This is a genomic window from Streptomyces sp. NPDC001507, from assembly GCF_042894765.1.
Classification (GTDB): Bacteria; Actinomycetota; Actinomycetes; order Streptomycetales; family Streptomycetaceae; genus Streptomyces.
Map to the genome: position 1 here is coordinate 208,001 of NZ_JBIAVV010000008.1, position 13,800 is coordinate 221,800.

The window sequence follows — 13,800 nt, forward strand, 5'->3', positions numbered from 1 at the left end:
AAGTGCCTTTCCTTAAGGGTGGAGCGGCCCCGCGGTGGGTGGTGCGGGGAGTTCTGGGGGGGGTTGGCTCAGACGGTCTTGCTCGTCGCGGTGGACGCCTTGAGCAGCCGGAGCTTCGGCACCGGGCCCGACTGGCCGCCTCGGCGGTGCAGCGAGCGGGCCGCGTAGTCGCCGGCGAACTGGATGACCGAGATGACGACGGCGAGGATGGCGACCGTGATCCACATCAGTTCGGTCTCGAACCGCTGGTAGCCGTAGCGGATGGCGATGTCGCCGAGCCCGCCGGCGCCGACCGTGCCGGCCATCGCGGAGTAGCCGATGAGCGCGACGATCGTGGTCGTGGTGGAGGAGATGAGCGAGGGCAGCGACTCGGGTACGAGGACCTTCCGTACGACGGTCCAGGTGTTGCCGCCCATCGCCTGCACGGCCTCCACGAGCCCGCCGTCCACTTCGCGGACAGCCGTCTCGACGAGGCGGGCGAAGAAGGGGATCGCGCCGATGGCGAGGGGCACGATGGCGGCCTCGCGGCCGATGGTCGTCCCGGTGATCCAGCGGGTGAAGTTCATCAGCGCGACCATCAGGATGATGAACGGCATCGAGCGGGCGACGTTCACGATCTGCCCGATGACCTTGTTGGCCAGCACGTTCTGGAGCAGGCCGCCCCGGTCGGTGAGGACCAGCAGGACGCCCAGCGGAAGTCCGCCGACGACGGCGATCAGCGTGGACCAGCCGACCATGTAGAGGGTGTCCCAACACGCCTGGGACAGCAGGGGCTGCATCTCGGACCAGGTCACTTGGCACCGTCCTTCACCAGCGCGGGCTCCTGGCCCAGTACGTCGATCTGCAGGCCCTGCTCGCGCAGGAAGCCGATGGGCACCACGTTGTCCTCGTAGCGGCCGGGCAGTTCGATGCGCATCCGGCCGATCTGGAGGCCGCCGACGGTGTCGATGGCGGCACCGAGGATCGATATGTCGATGTTGTAGGTGCGGGAGAGCTGGGAGATGACCGGCCGGGTGGCGGCCTCGCCGTGGAAGGTGACGTCGAGGACGGTCCGGTCGTCGCCGGACGCCTCACCGCCCACCGGGAAGAGTGCGGCGGCCAGTTCGGAGCCGGGGGTCGCGAGCAGTTCGCTGACGGTCCCGTGCTCGACGATGCGGCCGCGTTCCATCAGCGCGGCGGAGTCGCAGACGGCCTTCACGACGTCCATCTCGTGCGTGATGAGCAGGACGGTCAGGCCCAGCTGCCGGTTCAGGTCGCGCAGCAGCTGGAGGATGGAGCGGGTGGTCTCCGGGTCGAGGGCGCTGGTGGCCTCGTCGGAGAGCAGCACCTTGGGGTCGCCGGCCAGGGCGCGGGCGATGCCGACGCGCTGCTTCTGGCCGCCGGAGAGCTGGGCGGGGTAGGACTTCGCCTTGTCGGCGAGCCCGACCAGGTCGAGCAGCTCGAGCGCCTTGCGGGAACGTTCCTTCCCCGACTTTCCGAGGATTTCCAGCGGCAGTTCGACGTTGTCCTGGACGGTCCGGGAGGACAGCAGGTTGAAGTGCTGGAACACCATGCCGATCCGGCTGCGCGCGTGCCGCAGCTCCCGGCCGGCCCGGGGGCCGCGTCCGACGAGGGCGGTGAGGTCCCGTCCGTCGACCGTCACGGTGCCGGTGGTGGGGCGTTCCAGCAGGTTGACGCAGCGGATGAGCGAGGACTTGCCGGCGCCGGACTGGCCGATGACGCCGTACACCTCGCCTTCGCGGACGTGCAGGTCGACGCCGTCGAGGGCGGTGACCTCGCGGCCGCGGGTGCGGTAGACCTTGGTCAGGCCCGATGTGGTGATCACTGGGATTCCATCGCTGTTGAGTACGCGGGCGTGGGTGTGCCCTGGTACGGGAGGAAGAATGTGCGCGGGGCAGCCGGGTCACATACGGCTCAGGGCGTACGGACATACCAACAGGCCACGGCGGCTCGCTTCGGGGCGCGAGGCTCTGGGGTGGTGCGGGGGCCCTCTAGAAGGCGCACATTCGACACATACAACGAGCACCGGGCGTCATGGTCGCCTCGGTCGCAGGGGTGCGGTCGCTCGTCGTGGTCATGCGATCAGTAAACCAGACCTACGGTCCTGACAGGCCGCCGCTGTCCGCATGCTGGACAGCGGCGGACACGTTTCAGCCGCGGGGCGATATCGCGACGCCGCGGTCGGTGACCAGCGCGGACAAGGCCGAGAGGTCCTTGACCACGAGGTCCGCGTCCAGCTCGTGCGCCTGGTGGGTTGTGGCCAACGCCACGGTGGTCATACCGGCCGCGCGGCCCGCCTGGAGGCCGGCGGGGGCGTCCTCGAAGACCACGCAGTGGGCCGGGTCGACGCCGAGCTGCCGCGCGGCGAGGAGATACGGCTCGGGGTCGGGCTTGCCGCGGGTGATGTCGTCGGCGCAGACCAGCGTCTTCGGCCGGATCCCGACCGCTTCCAGGCGGGCCTCGGCCAGGCGGCGGGTGGCGGAGGTGACGACGGCCCAGCGGTCGGCGGGGAGCGAGTCCAGGAAGGCGGCGGTGCCGGGGAGCAGGTGGACGCCGTCGTTGGGGACGTCCTCCACCTCCAGCTGTTCGACCCGGGCGACGGCTTCCGGCACGAGGTCCGCCGGGAGCAGGTCGGCGACGATGTCCGCGGCGGGCCGTCCGTGCAGTTCGACCCGGGCGAACTCCTCGGTGACGCCGTACTCCGCGGCCCAGCGCGTCCAGCAGCGCTCGACCGAGTCGAGGGAGGAGACCAGGGTGCCGTCGTTGTCGAACAGGAGGGCTCGTGCGTGGATCGTCATGGTCTAGACCCTACGGCGTACGGCAGGGGCGACGGCATCGGGCCGTTTCGGCCGTAATAAGGTCGCCGCATGCTCAATGCCCTGCTGACGGTGACCGGAGTCGCCGCGCTGCTGCTCGCCGCGTGGTGCGGCTGGGCGGCGTACCGGGACCAGCCGACGAAGGACTGGCACTTCATCGGGATGGCCGTGGTCTCGGTGCTGGCGGTGGTCCAGCTGATCGCCGGGATCGTGCTGCTGGCGCGGGGCGAGAAGCCGGACCAGGGGACGACGATCTTCGTCGCCTATCTGCTGGGTGCGTTCGCGTGCGTGCCGGCCGCGGGGTTCATGTCGCTCGCCGAGCGGACCCGGTGGGGTTCCGTGACGGTCGCCGCGGGCGGTGTGGTGCTGGCCGTGCTGGAGGTGCGGCTCTATGACATCTGGGGAGGGTGAGATGACGGCCGTGGAAGAGAGGCCGAAGCGGCTGACCAGTGGGCCGGGGACGCTGCTGGTGTGGTTCTACGGCGTGATGGTCGTCGGGGCGGTGTCGCGGTCTGCTTACCAGATCGCGACCGAGTTCGACCGGGCGCCGCTCGCGTACTCGTTGTCCGCCGTTGCCGGGGTGGTGTACGCGTTCATCACGTACACGCTGGTGCGGGGCGGCGAGACCGCGCGCAGGGTGGCGCAGGTGTGCTGCGCCGCCGAGCTTGCGGGGGTGTTGATCGTGGGTACGTGGACCGTCGTGGACTCTTCCGCGTTCCCGGATGCGACCGTGTGGTCGGATTACGGGATGGGGTACGTGTTCATTCCGGTGCTGTTGCCGATCTCCGCGTTGTACTGGTTGCGGAAGGGCGCCCAGGGGGCAGCCACTTGAGGAGCGTGCGCGACCGCGGGTAGTCCTTGGCTGGTCGCGCAGTTCCCCGCGCCCCTCGGTCAGTTGTCAGGCCGTCGTTGCATAAGTGCTGGCCGGCTTCTCCAGGACGATCATCGGGACGCCGTCCGCGCCCTTGGAGGTGCCCACCGTCTCGTAGCCGACACGGCGGTAAAGGCGGAGGTTGCCCTCGCTGCGGTGGCCGGTGAAGAGGCGGAACCGCTTGGCGCCGCGCTCCTCCTCCAACGCGGCCTCGGCCGCGCGGAGCAGGCGGGCGCCGATGCCGTGGCCCTGGAGGCGGGGGTGGACGCAGAGCTTGCCGATGGCGGCGGCGCCGTCCTCGGTGACCGACCCGCGGACCGAGCCGACGACCTCCTCGCCGAGGCGGGCGACGAAGACGCAGTCGGTGGCGAGCTCCTGGCGGACCGAGTCGAGGCTCTGGACGAGCGGGTCGATCCGGTAGTTGCCGTACAGCGCCGCCTCACTCTGGAAGCACAGGTACTGCAGCCTGAAGATCTGCTCTGCATCCTGCTCGGTCGCCACCGAGATGGTCACGCTCATGCCCATGTGCGCACGCCTCCCGCTCACCTGATCGCCTGTCGCTCTCACTCCTATCCCCGCGCTTCGCGGGGCGCAACCTCCGGCGTCAACAATCGCCGCAGACAACCCAGACATCTGGAACGTTCCGGGCCGAGACTGCCCTGTGAGATACCCAACTCCCCCGCGATTTCCCGGTATGTCAGGTCCCTCGGGGAGAGCAGGGCCTGCAGGAGGCGGGGGCAGCGGCCGGGGAGACGGGCGACCGCCTCGCGCAGGGCGTGGTGGCCGGCGGTGGTGACGACGCGCTGTTCGGGGTTGGGGTCGGCGGGGTCGGCGGGGTCGGTGGTGTAGGGGTGTTCCCGGCGGGCGGTGCGGCGGGTGCGGCGGGACTCGGTGCGCACGGCACGGCGCAGCCAGTCCTCCGGAGCCCTGGGCGGGCCGTGGGTCTCCAGGCGCTCCAGGAGGCGGAGCCAGACGGTCTGCTCCAGGTCGCGGGGGTCGCCGCCGCAGGCATGTGCCTCGGCGGCGGCCTCGGCGGTGAGCAGCGGGCGCAGGGCGGCGACCAGGTCGTTCGTCATGTGCGGAACGACGCGGCCGCCCCGGCACGGGTTGCCGGGGCGGCCGGGAGACACCCCGAACGGGGTGCGGGGGCTCAGCCGTTGACGAAGTCGGCGCGGGCCAGCAGGGCGGTGTCGGCGTTGTCGGTGAAGACGCCGTCGATGCCGGTCTCGAAGTACTTCCGGAAGACCGGGAAGACGTTGCCGTAGGCGTCCGGGGCGCTGCCGATGCGGTAGGCCGGCGGCAGGAAGGGGTTCTCGTTGCGCATGGTGTAGGGGTGCAGGATCAGGCCCACCTTGTGCGCGTCGGCGACCAGCGTGCTCGGCGTGGTGAAGTTGCCGCTCGCGTCCTTCGGGATGATCAGGTCCACGGTCGGGCCGATGCCCTGCGCGTAGCCGGCGATCTCCCGCAGGCCCTTCGGCGTGATCAGGTCGGCCACCGTGCGCGGGTCGCCCGTCGCGACGAAGTCGTAGGGCTGCGTGCCGGCGCCGGAGAGCAGCACGACCAGCGGGTTGTCTATCAGCTTGTTGAGACGCTGGATGCTGGTCGGCTCGAAGGACTGGACGATGACCGGCGAGTTCCGCTTGTCCTTGCCGTACTTGCGCAACAGCTTGGCGATCCGCTCCTCGACACCGAGGCCGAGCCTGCGGAAGTACGTGGGGTGCTTGGCCTCCGGGTAGATCCAGACCTGCTTGCCGCGCCTGCGGGTCTGCTCGTCCTGCCACTTGAGGACTTCCTCGAAGGTGGGGATCTCCCAGCGGCCGTTGTAGAGCGTGTTGTGCGGGCGGTTGGCCGGGATGCGCTCGATCGCGCGCAGCGTCTTCAGCTCGGCGAGCGTGAAGTCCTCGGTGAACCAGCCGGTGGTGGGGACGCCGTCCAGCGTCTTGGTGGTCTTGCGGTCGGCGAACTCGGGGTGGTCGGCGACGTTCGTGGTGCCGCCGATCTCCGGCTCGTGGCGGCAGACCAGGTGGCCGTCCCTGGTGGGGACGAGGTCGCCGGCCTCGACGACGTCGGCGCCGAGGTCGAGGGCGAGGTTGTAGGAGCCGAAGGTGTGCTCCGGGCGGTAGCCGCTGGTGCCGCGGTGGCCGATGATCGTCGGCTTCGGCAGGCTCTTCAGGCCGCCGCCTTGACCGGCCCGACCGGCCTCGGCCGCTCTGGCCGCACCCGGCAGCCCGAGGACCGCGCCACCGGCGCCGAGCACCGCCGCGCCGAGCAGCGCCCGTCGTCCGGTCGTACCGTTCATCTGCGTCCGCTCGTTCGAGTCATGCGCGTCCATGAGCGCCCTCCTGACCTTCGCCCTTTGATGCCGGCTGATCGTAGGACTGCACATGTGACCGAAGGGAGACGGCCGGCCCAACGGGCGGGTGACGCCGTATGGCTGATGTACGGCGAGTCATGACGGTCCGTCGGCGACATCCGTCACACCGCCCGAGCCGGTGACGACCTGGCTTCGGGGCGTCACCGCAGGTAAACCAGCGTCAACAGTACGTAAGACCTCGGTGAACCGGGCACTCCCGATGTGCGCTTCCCGTGGAGCCGCGAGTAATGTCCTCACCTGCACAGACTCATACCGCCCCTCGACATCGGAGGACCCGTTGTCCCGCTTCGCGCTCATCAAGGCAGTGCTCGGACCGATCATGCGCCTGATGTTCCGCCCCCAGGTGGAGGGCGTGGAGCACATTCCGGGGGACGGGCCGGTCATCCTCGCCGGCAATCACCTCACGTTCATCGACTCGATGATCCTGCCGCTGGTGAGCAAGCGGCAGGTGTTCTTCATCGGCAAGGACGAGTACGTCACCGGGAAGGGCTTCAAGGGCCGGCTGATGGCCTGGTTCTTCACCGGTGTCGGCATGATCCCGGTGGACCGGGACGGCGCCAGCGGCGGCGTCGCCGCGCTGATGACCGGCAAGCGGGTCCTGGACGAGGGCCGGATCTTCGGGATCTACCCGGAGGGCACCCGCTCCCCCGACGGCCGGCTGTACCGGGGCCGTACCGGCATCGCCCGGCTGACCCTGATGACCGGGGCGCCGGTGGTCCCCTTCGCGATGATCGGCACGGACAAGCTGCAGCCGGGCGGCGCGGGCATCCCGCGGCCCGGCAAGGTCACCGTCCGGTTCGGCGAGGCCATGGAGTTCTCGCGGTACGAGGGGATGGACCGGGACCGCTACGTGCTGCGGGCGGTGACCGACTCGGTGATGGCCGAGGTGATGCGGCTGTCCGGGCAGGAGTACGTGGACATGTACGCCACGAAGGCGAAGGCCGCCTGACGGGGGAACGGCGCGGCACTCGTTCGGCGCAAGGGCGTGGACCGGTGGTCCGCGCCCTTCTGTCTGCCATCCGCCTGACACCCGTTCGGCGTCCGCCTGCCGGTGGAATCTGCCCCGACACATCGTCCGTTCATCCACATTTACCGGCCATATGAGCACACAGCATGTCTTATTCAGACATGCAGAAACCTTCTCGGCGTACCCTGCTCCGTGCTCCGTTCGCTGCCGCCGGCGCCGGACTCCTCGCGGCATGTACCGACTCGGGCTCAGAACCCCGTTCCGGCCCGCAACACACGGCCGGCAGCTCGGCGTTCGTCCCGCAGGGGCCCAAGGGGTTCGTCAACCCGTCGGACCCGGAGGTCCTCGCGGCCGAGCGGAGACGCGGGTCCGGCCCCGTCCGCATGATCCGGTTCACGGCGGCCAGGAGCATGCTGGACCTGGGTGGGCGAACGGTCCACAGCTGGGCGTACAACGAGTCGGTCCCCGGGCCGCTGGTGCGCGTCACCGCCGGTGACGTCCTCAGCCTGACCCTCTCGAACCAGCTGGCCGAGAAGACCTCGCTGCACGCGCACGGGGTGCGCCTGCGCTGCGACATGGACGGCGTCCCCGACCTGACCCAGCCGGCCATCGCGCCGGGCACGGACTTCATCTACCGCTTCGTCGCCGCCCACCCGGGCACGTACCTGCTCCACTCGCACGTCGGCATGCAGCCCGACCGGGCCCTCTACGCGCCGTTCATCGTCGACGACCCGAAGGAGCCGCTCGCCTACGACCAGGAGTGGGTCGTCGTCCTGGACGACTGGGTCGACGACGTCGACGGCTCCAACCCCGATCACGTGCTCGACCAGCTCAAGCCGGGCGGGTCCATGGCGATGCACATGGGGATGGGCATGGGTCCCGGCCCCGGCAGCCCGAGCCCGCACGGCTCGGCGCACGGCTCGGCGCATGCCTCCGCGTCGCCGTCCAAGTCCGCGGCCAGGACCAAGTCGAAGTCACCGACGGGTCCCGACCGGGTGCTGCGCAACTCCCACAGCCAACTGCTGCACGGCGAGGGCGGCAACGTCGCCTACCCGTACTACCTGGCCAACGGGCGGCTGCGCACCGACCCCTCGGTCTTCCGCTGCCGTCCCGGCGACCGGGTCCGGATCCGGATCATCAACGCGGGCTCCGAGACGGCGTTCCGGGTGGCGCTCGGCGGCCACGAGATGACCGTCACCCACACCGACGGCTACCCCGTGCAGCACAAGAGGACCGACGCGCTCCTCATCGGCATGGCCGAGCGGTACGACGTCCTCGTCACCGCCAAGGACGGCGTCTTCCCGCTCGTCGCGCTCGCCGAGGGCAAGAAGGGCAAGGCGCTCGCGATCCTCCGCACCGACAAGGGGAGAAACCTTCCGGCGTCGGATGTCCGGCCGGACGAGCTGGACCGCGAGATCGTGCCGGCGCGCCGCCTGCTGCCGGCCGAGTCCGTCGCCATGGACGACCGGGTCCCCGACCGTGACCTGCTCATCCGGATCACGGGCACGATGCAGAGGTACGACTGGGGGTTCGACCACAAGCAGTACGACGTGCGGCAGCGGCATGCGGTGCGGGCCGGTGAGCGGGTGCGGCTGACGCTCGTCAACGCGACCGACATGTGGCATCCGATGCATCTGCACGGGCACACGTTCTCGGTCACCGGGATCAGCTCGGCGGGGGCGCGCAAGGACACGACGATCGTGCTGCCGCACCGCAAACTGGTGCTCGACTTCGATGCCGACAACCCCGGGTTGTGGATGCTGCACTGTCACAACCAGTACCACTCGGAGAGCGGGATGATGACGGTGCTCGGTTACCAGAAGTGATGCGGGGTGCTTCGGCGGTCCTTCGGGCGCGGGTACGTCGTGGTTGCTCGCGCAGTTCCTCCCCCAGCGCCCCTACGGGGCGCTCTCCAACCGTTGATTCCGGAGCAGGAACCAGGCTGCCGCCGCCGTTGCCAGGAGGACCACGGCGCCTGCGCCCGAGGCCAGGTGGAGGCCGTGGGTGAAGGAGTCGCGGGCCGCTGTCAGCATGTCGGCCGCCGAGGGTGCGGGCATGGTCTTCGAGGCCTCCAGGGCCGCACCCAGTGATTCGTGGGCGGCGGCCGGGGTGCCCGGCGGAGCCGTGAAGCCGCGGTAGACGCCCGTCACGATCGAGCCCAGCAGGGCGATGCCCAGCGCCGCGCCCAGTTCGTACGCCGTCTCGGAGACCGCCGAGGCGGCACCGGCCTGGTCCTTGGGGACGCTGGAGAGGATGACGTCGGCCGTGACCGTGAAGGAGAAGCCCGCGCCGACGCCGACCACCAGGAGGGCGGCGCCGAGGACCGGGTAGCCGGTGGACTGCGAGAGGGTGGTCAGGGCCGCGAGGGCTACGCCCACGGCCGCCAGGCCACCGGAGACCACCGCCCGTACCGAGTAACGGCGGGCCGCCCGGCCCGCCACCAGGCCCGCCGCCACCGCGCCGACCGCGGCCGGGACCTCGGCGAGGCCGGCCTCGAACGGGTGCCTGCCCTGGACCAGTTGCAGGAACTGGGAGAGGAAGAACACCAGCCCCGACATGCCGAGCACGGTCAGCAGGTCGGCCAGGACCGCACCGCTGAACCCACGGTTGCGGAACAGCCGCATGTCCAGCAGGGGCCTGGGCATGGTGAGCTGGCGGCGGACGAAGCCGTAGAGGGCCACGACGCCGAGGAGGGCGGCGGCCGCGGTCACGCCGGTGAGGCCGTGGGTCGCGGCCTCCTTCACCGCGTACACGACGGCGATCATGCCGACCAGTGACAGGACGACGCTGCTCAGGTCCCAGGGGCCCGGGGCCGGGTTGCGGGACTCCGGGAGCGTCCGGAGTCCGACGAGGACCAGGACCACCATCACCGGCAGGTTGATCAGGAAGACCGAGCCCCACCAGAAGTGTTCGAGCAGGAAGCCGCCCGCGATCGGGCCGACGGCCGTGCCGGCGGAGGCCGCCGCGCCCCAGATGCCGACGGCGAGGCTGCGCTCGCGCGGGTCGTGGAAGAGGTTGCGGATCAGGGCGAGGGTGGCCGGCATCAGGGTCGCGCCCGCGACGCCCAACAGGGCGCGGGCCGCGATCAGCATTCCGGGGGTGGTCGCGTACGCGTTCAGTACGGATATCGCGCCGAACGCCGCCGCGCCGACGAGCAGGGTCCGCTTGCGGCCGACGCGGTCGCCGAGGCTGCCCATCGAGACCAGCAGGCCGGCGATGACGAACGAGTAGACGTCGCCGATCCAGAGCAGCTGGGTGCCCGAGGGGCTGAGGTCTTCGCTGATGTAGGGGGTCGCCAGGCCGAGGACGGTCGCGTCGACGGCCACCAGCAGCACGGCGAGCACGAGGGCGGAGAGGGCGAGCCAGCGGCCCGGCCGCTTCTCTTCCGTCTCCGCTTCGCGCGCCGGCTGCACGGTGCTGGTCATGATTCCTCTCTTCGTCGTGCGCCGCCGAGCAACAGCTCGACGATCATGTGGGTGAAGTCCTTGGGGGCGACGCGGCCTTCGGAGACCGCCCAGGCGGCGGAGGCCAGCAGGCCGTACAGCGCCTCGGTGAGCCAGGCGGGCGTGAGATCGATACGGAACTCGCCGGTCTGCTGGCCACGTCGGAAGAGGGCCGCGATGCGGTCGTCGATCCGCGTCCAGCCCTGGTTCTGCCCGTCGCCCTCGAACAGCTGGTTCTCGGTGTAGAGGAAGGCGAGCAGACCGGCGGCCGGCTCGATCTCGCGGACCAGGCGGTGTACGGCGTCGGCCGCCGGGCCCTCGGCCAGGCGGGCCGCGTCCAGGGCCGCCTCGCACTCGGCGATGCCGAGCGCCTCCAGCGCGCGGACGAGCGCGTCCCGCCCGGCGAAGTGCCGGTGCAGGGTGGCCCGGCTGATACCGGCGGCCTTGGCGACCTCGTCCATGGTCGCGGTGGATTTCCGGGTCAGCAGGGCGGCTGCGCTGCGCAGGACGTGGTCGCGATCGAGGGCCATGAGACGAGAGTAGACCATGTGAGACACATTTGTCTCACGCGCAGCGTACACGTATCGAGAGAGGTGTCTTGTGTGCTACTTTGTGTCTTTAAGTGCATTTCTGTGAGGTTACGCCCGCTTTTGCGTCAGTGCCACGGCAGACTGCCGCGGTGCTCCCAGTAGGCGCGCGGCTCCTCGGCCAGGGTGGCGAGACGGCTCAGCTGGTCCGTGTCGAGGTCGACCACGGCCGCGTGCAGGTTGGAGGCGAGCTGGGCGACCGTCGCCGCGCCGGAGAGGACGACCCCGGCCCAGGGCTGGCGGAGTACGACCGCGAGGGCGACGGCGTCGCAGCCCAGGCCGGTCTCCTCGGCCACGGCTCGCAGGGCGTCGGGGGCGTGCGGGGCGGCCAGCCTGCCGTTGGCCATGCCCTCCTTCACGATCACCGTGAGCCCGGCGTCGCGCGCCTCGGCGAGGGCCGGGCCCGCCGAGGTCTCCAGGACGTTGTACGTCGACTGGACGGTACCGAAGAGGGGATCGCCGTCGACCGTCACGGCGAGGGCGGCGCGGATCGCGTCGGCCTGGGCGGGGCCGCTGGTGGAGAAGCCGACGGTGAGGCCGCCGGCCGCCGCTTCGGCGAGGCGGGCGTGGAGTTCCTTGTCGGTGAGAGCGGGGCTGTCCGGAGTCACCGAGTGGATCTGGTAGAGGTCGAGCCGGTCGCCGAGGAGTTCGGCGGTCTCGGCGCGCTGCCGGTCGTACGTCTGCGGGCTGTGGTCCTTGACCTCGTGCGTCTCGGCGTCCGCCGACCAGCCGGCGGTGTAGGTGTAGCCCCACTTGCTGCCTACGACGACGTCCTGGATGTCCGGGTGGGCGGTCAGCCAGCCGGCCAGGAACTCCTCGCTGCGGCCGTAGGAGCGGGCCACGTCGAAGTAGCGGACGCCCTGGGCGTAGGCGGCGTCGAGGAGTTCGTGCGTGCGCGTGCGGAGGGCGCCGACGCTGCGGTCCTCGCCGAGGTCGGTTTCACGGCCGAGGTTGATGTAGCCGGGGCGGCCGACTGCGGCCAGGCCGAGGCCGATGTGGGAGGTCGGCGTCGTTGCGGTCGCCAGGCGGGCGAAGGGCATCGCGGGCTCCGTTGGGGTCGGCTGCGTCGGGCTATTGACCAACGTAACCCGCGACGACCTCTGGTTCGCCGTTCAGCTCGGGGGGTGAGGTGCGTCGGCGGGTGCGGGTGAGCGGGGGTTGCTCGCGCAGTTCCCCACGCCCCTGAAGGGGGCGCTCCATGCCGTGGTTTTCTGCGGCGCCGTCATGGCCGGTCGCACAGTTCCTCCCCCAGCCTTTGGCCGGAGGTACCCCCAGCGCCCCTGCAGGGGCGCGGGGACGTTCTACTTCCTCGCGTCGGCCCACTCGTGCTGCCGGGCCACGTCCGCCTTGACCTCGGTCAGTTGTACCGCGACCGCGCTCGGGGCCGTGCCGCCCCTGCCGTTGCGGGAGGCGAGGGCGCCGGGGACGTTGAGGACCGTGCGGACCTCCGGGGTCAGGTGGGCGGAGATCTTGGCGAACTGGTCGTCCGTCAGCTCGTCGAGTTCCTTGTTCTCGGCCTCGGCCGCCTTGACGCACTCGCCGGCCACCTCGTGGGCGACGCGGAACGGCACCCCCTGCTTGACCAGCCACTCGGCGATGTCGGTGGCGAGGGAGAAGCCGGCCGGGGCCAGTTCCTCCATGCGCTCGCGGTTGACGGTGAGGGTGGCCATCATGCCGGTGAAGGCGGGGAGCAGGACCTCCAGCTGGTCGCAGGAGTCGAAGACCGGCTCCTTGTCCTCCTGGAGGTCGCGGTTGTAGGCGAGCGGGAGCGCCTTGAGGGTGGCCATCAGTCCGGTGAGGTTGCCGATCAGCCGGCCGGACTTGCCACGGGCCAGCTCCGCGATGTCGGGGTTCTTCTTCTGCGGCATGATCGACGAGCCCGTGGAGAACGCGTCGTGCAGGGTCACGAAGGAGAACTCCTTCGTGTTCCAGATGATGACCTCCTCGGCGATCCGGGAGAGGTTGACCCCGATCATCGCGGTGATGAAGGCGAACTCGGCGACGAAGTCGCGGGAGGCCGTGCCGTCGATGGAGTTCGCGGAGCTGCCGTGCTCGAAGCCGAGGTCCTTCGCGACCGCCTCCGGGTCCAGGCCGAGCGAGGAGCCGGCGAGGGCGCCGGAGCCGTACGGGGAGACGGCCGTGCGCTCGTCCCACTGCCGCAGCCGCTCGGCGTCCCGGGTGAGGGACTGGACGTGCGCGAGGACGTGGTGGGCGAAGAGGACCGGCTGGGCGTGCTGGAGGTGGGTACGGCCGGGCATCGCCACGTCCGGGTGGGCCTCGGCCAGGCCGATCAGGGCGTCCTGGAGGTCGGCGATCAGGCCGCCGATGATGCGGGCGTGGTCCCGCAGGTACATCCGGAAGAGGGTCGCCACCTGGTCGTTGCGGGAGCGGCCGGCGCGCAGCTTGCCCCCGAGGTCGGGGCCGAGGCGCTCCAGGAGGCCGCGCTCCAGGGCGGTGTGGACGTCCTCGTCGGCGATCGTGCCGACGAAGGAGCCGTCGGCGACGTCGGCTTCGAGCTGGTCCAGGCCGGCGATCATGCGCTGGAGTTCGTCCTCGGTGAGCAGGCCCGCCTTGTGCAGCACGCGCGCGTGGGCACGCGAACCGGCGATGTCGTAGGGCGCGAGCCGCCAGTCGAAGTGGACGGACGCGGACAGCTTCGCCAGGGCCTCGGCGGGACCGTCGGCGAAACGGCCGCCCCAGAGCCGTACGTCACCGCTGTTGCTGCTCACTTGCGTTGCTCCT

At 70.6% G+C, this 13,800-nt stretch carries 14 protein-coding genes; 4 read left to right on the forward strand and 10 right to left on the reverse strand.

All coding sequences use genetic code 11. The features are described from left to right. Nucleotides 1-68 precede the first annotated feature (68 nt). The 3 genes from ACFY0K_RS26010 to ACFY0K_RS26020 form a co-directional block, all read right to left on the reverse strand. Nucleotides 69-794 carry a methionine ABC transporter permease gene (locus ACFY0K_RS26010; RefSeq protein WP_382724163.1) on the reverse strand — a complete coding sequence of 242 codons (726 nt, stop codon included), beginning with the start codon at nucleotides 792-794 and terminating at the stop codon, nucleotides 69-71. Then, entirely contained in the window at nucleotides 791-1,825 is a 1,035-nt protein-coding gene (locus ACFY0K_RS26015) for a methionine ABC transporter ATP-binding protein (RefSeq protein ID WP_390641873.1), read from the reverse strand. The genes ACFY0K_RS26010 and ACFY0K_RS26015 overlap by 4 nt, the downstream gene beginning before the upstream one ends. Nucleotides 1,826-2,150: 325 nt before the next feature. Next, the gene (locus tag ACFY0K_RS26020; RefSeq protein WP_390641874.1) at nucleotides 2,151-2,798 is read right to left on the reverse strand and encodes an HAD family hydrolase; all 648 of its coding nucleotides are present in this window, start codon (nucleotides 2,796-2,798) and stop codon (nucleotides 2,151-2,153) included. Between the two features lie 69 nt (nucleotides 2,799-2,867). Between ACFY0K_RS26020 and ACFY0K_RS26025 the strand changes: the two genes are divergently transcribed. Both ACFY0K_RS26025 and ACFY0K_RS26030 read left to right on the forward strand, forming a co-directional pair. Then, nucleotides 2,868-3,227 carry a hypothetical protein gene (locus ACFY0K_RS26025; protein WP_390641875.1) on the forward strand — a complete coding sequence of 120 codons (360 nt, stop codon included), beginning with the start codon at nucleotides 2,868-2,870 and terminating at the stop codon, nucleotides 3,225-3,227. A 1-nt stretch (nucleotide 3,228) separates the two neighbouring features. Continuing rightward, nucleotides 3,229-3,648, forward strand: coding sequence for a hypothetical protein (locus ACFY0K_RS26030; protein WP_352366016.1), 420 nt, complete (start codon nucleotides 3,229-3,231; stop codon nucleotides 3,646-3,648). A gap of 66 nt (nucleotides 3,649-3,714) precedes the next feature. Here ACFY0K_RS26030 and ACFY0K_RS26035 read toward each other — a convergent pair whose 3' ends face one another. The 3 genes from ACFY0K_RS26035 to ACFY0K_RS26045 form a co-directional block, all read right to left on the reverse strand. Next, entirely contained in the window at nucleotides 3,715-4,212 is a 498-nt protein-coding gene (locus tag ACFY0K_RS26035; protein WP_351958829.1) for a GNAT family N-acetyltransferase, read from the reverse strand. Nucleotides 4,213-4,256: 44 nt separating this feature from the next. Further along, nucleotides 4,257-4,763, reverse strand: coding sequence for a sigma-70 family RNA polymerase sigma factor (locus ACFY0K_RS26040; RefSeq protein WP_388715912.1), 507 nt, complete (start codon nucleotides 4,761-4,763; stop codon nucleotides 4,257-4,259). Nucleotides 4,764-4,837: 74 nt separating this feature from the next. Continuing rightward, nucleotides 4,838-6,019: a glycerophosphodiester phosphodiesterase gene (locus tag ACFY0K_RS26045; protein ID WP_390641876.1), complete on the reverse strand. Its 1,182-nt coding sequence runs from the start codon at nucleotides 6,017-6,019 to the stop codon at nucleotides 4,838-4,840. Nucleotides 6,020-6,338: 319 nt separating this feature from the next. Between ACFY0K_RS26045 and ACFY0K_RS26050 the strand changes: the two genes are divergently transcribed. Continuing rightward, nucleotides 6,339-7,010, forward strand: a complete 672-nt coding sequence (locus ACFY0K_RS26050; RefSeq protein WP_089103180.1) for a 1-acyl-sn-glycerol-3-phosphate acyltransferase — start codon at nucleotides 6,339-6,341, stop codon at nucleotides 7,008-7,010. 179 nt (nucleotides 7,011-7,189) lie between these two features. After that, the gene (locus ACFY0K_RS26055; RefSeq protein WP_390641877.1) at nucleotides 7,190-8,854 is read left to right on the forward strand and encodes a multicopper oxidase family protein; all 1,665 of its coding nucleotides are present in this window, start codon (nucleotides 7,190-7,192) and stop codon (nucleotides 8,852-8,854) included. A gap of 72 nt (nucleotides 8,855-8,926) precedes the next feature. Here the strand turns inward: ACFY0K_RS26055 and ACFY0K_RS26060 are convergent, their stop codons facing one another. The 4 genes from ACFY0K_RS26060 to argH form a co-directional block, all read right to left on the reverse strand. Continuing rightward, a complete protein-coding gene (locus ACFY0K_RS26060; protein WP_390641878.1) occupies nucleotides 8,927-10,453 on the reverse strand; it encodes an MFS transporter in 1,527 nt (508 codons plus the stop codon). Continuing rightward, the gene (locus tag ACFY0K_RS26065; RefSeq protein WP_390641879.1) at nucleotides 10,450-11,001 is read right to left on the reverse strand and encodes a TetR/AcrR family transcriptional regulator; all 552 of its coding nucleotides are present in this window, start codon (nucleotides 10,999-11,001) and stop codon (nucleotides 10,450-10,452) included. Before ACFY0K_RS26065 ends, ACFY0K_RS26060 begins: the two co-directional genes overlap by 4 nt. A 125-nt stretch (nucleotides 11,002-11,126) precedes the next feature. Further along, complete coding sequence (locus tag ACFY0K_RS26070) at nucleotides 11,127-12,098, reverse strand: aldo/keto reductase (RefSeq protein WP_390641880.1); 972 nt, start codon at nucleotides 12,096-12,098, stop codon at nucleotides 11,127-11,129. Nucleotides 12,099-12,359: 261 nt separating this feature from the next. Beyond that, nucleotides 12,360-13,787, reverse strand: coding sequence for an argininosuccinate lyase (argH, locus tag ACFY0K_RS26075; protein ID WP_390641881.1), 1,428 nt, complete (start codon nucleotides 13,785-13,787; stop codon nucleotides 12,360-12,362). Nucleotides 13,788-13,800 lie beyond the last annotated feature (13 nt).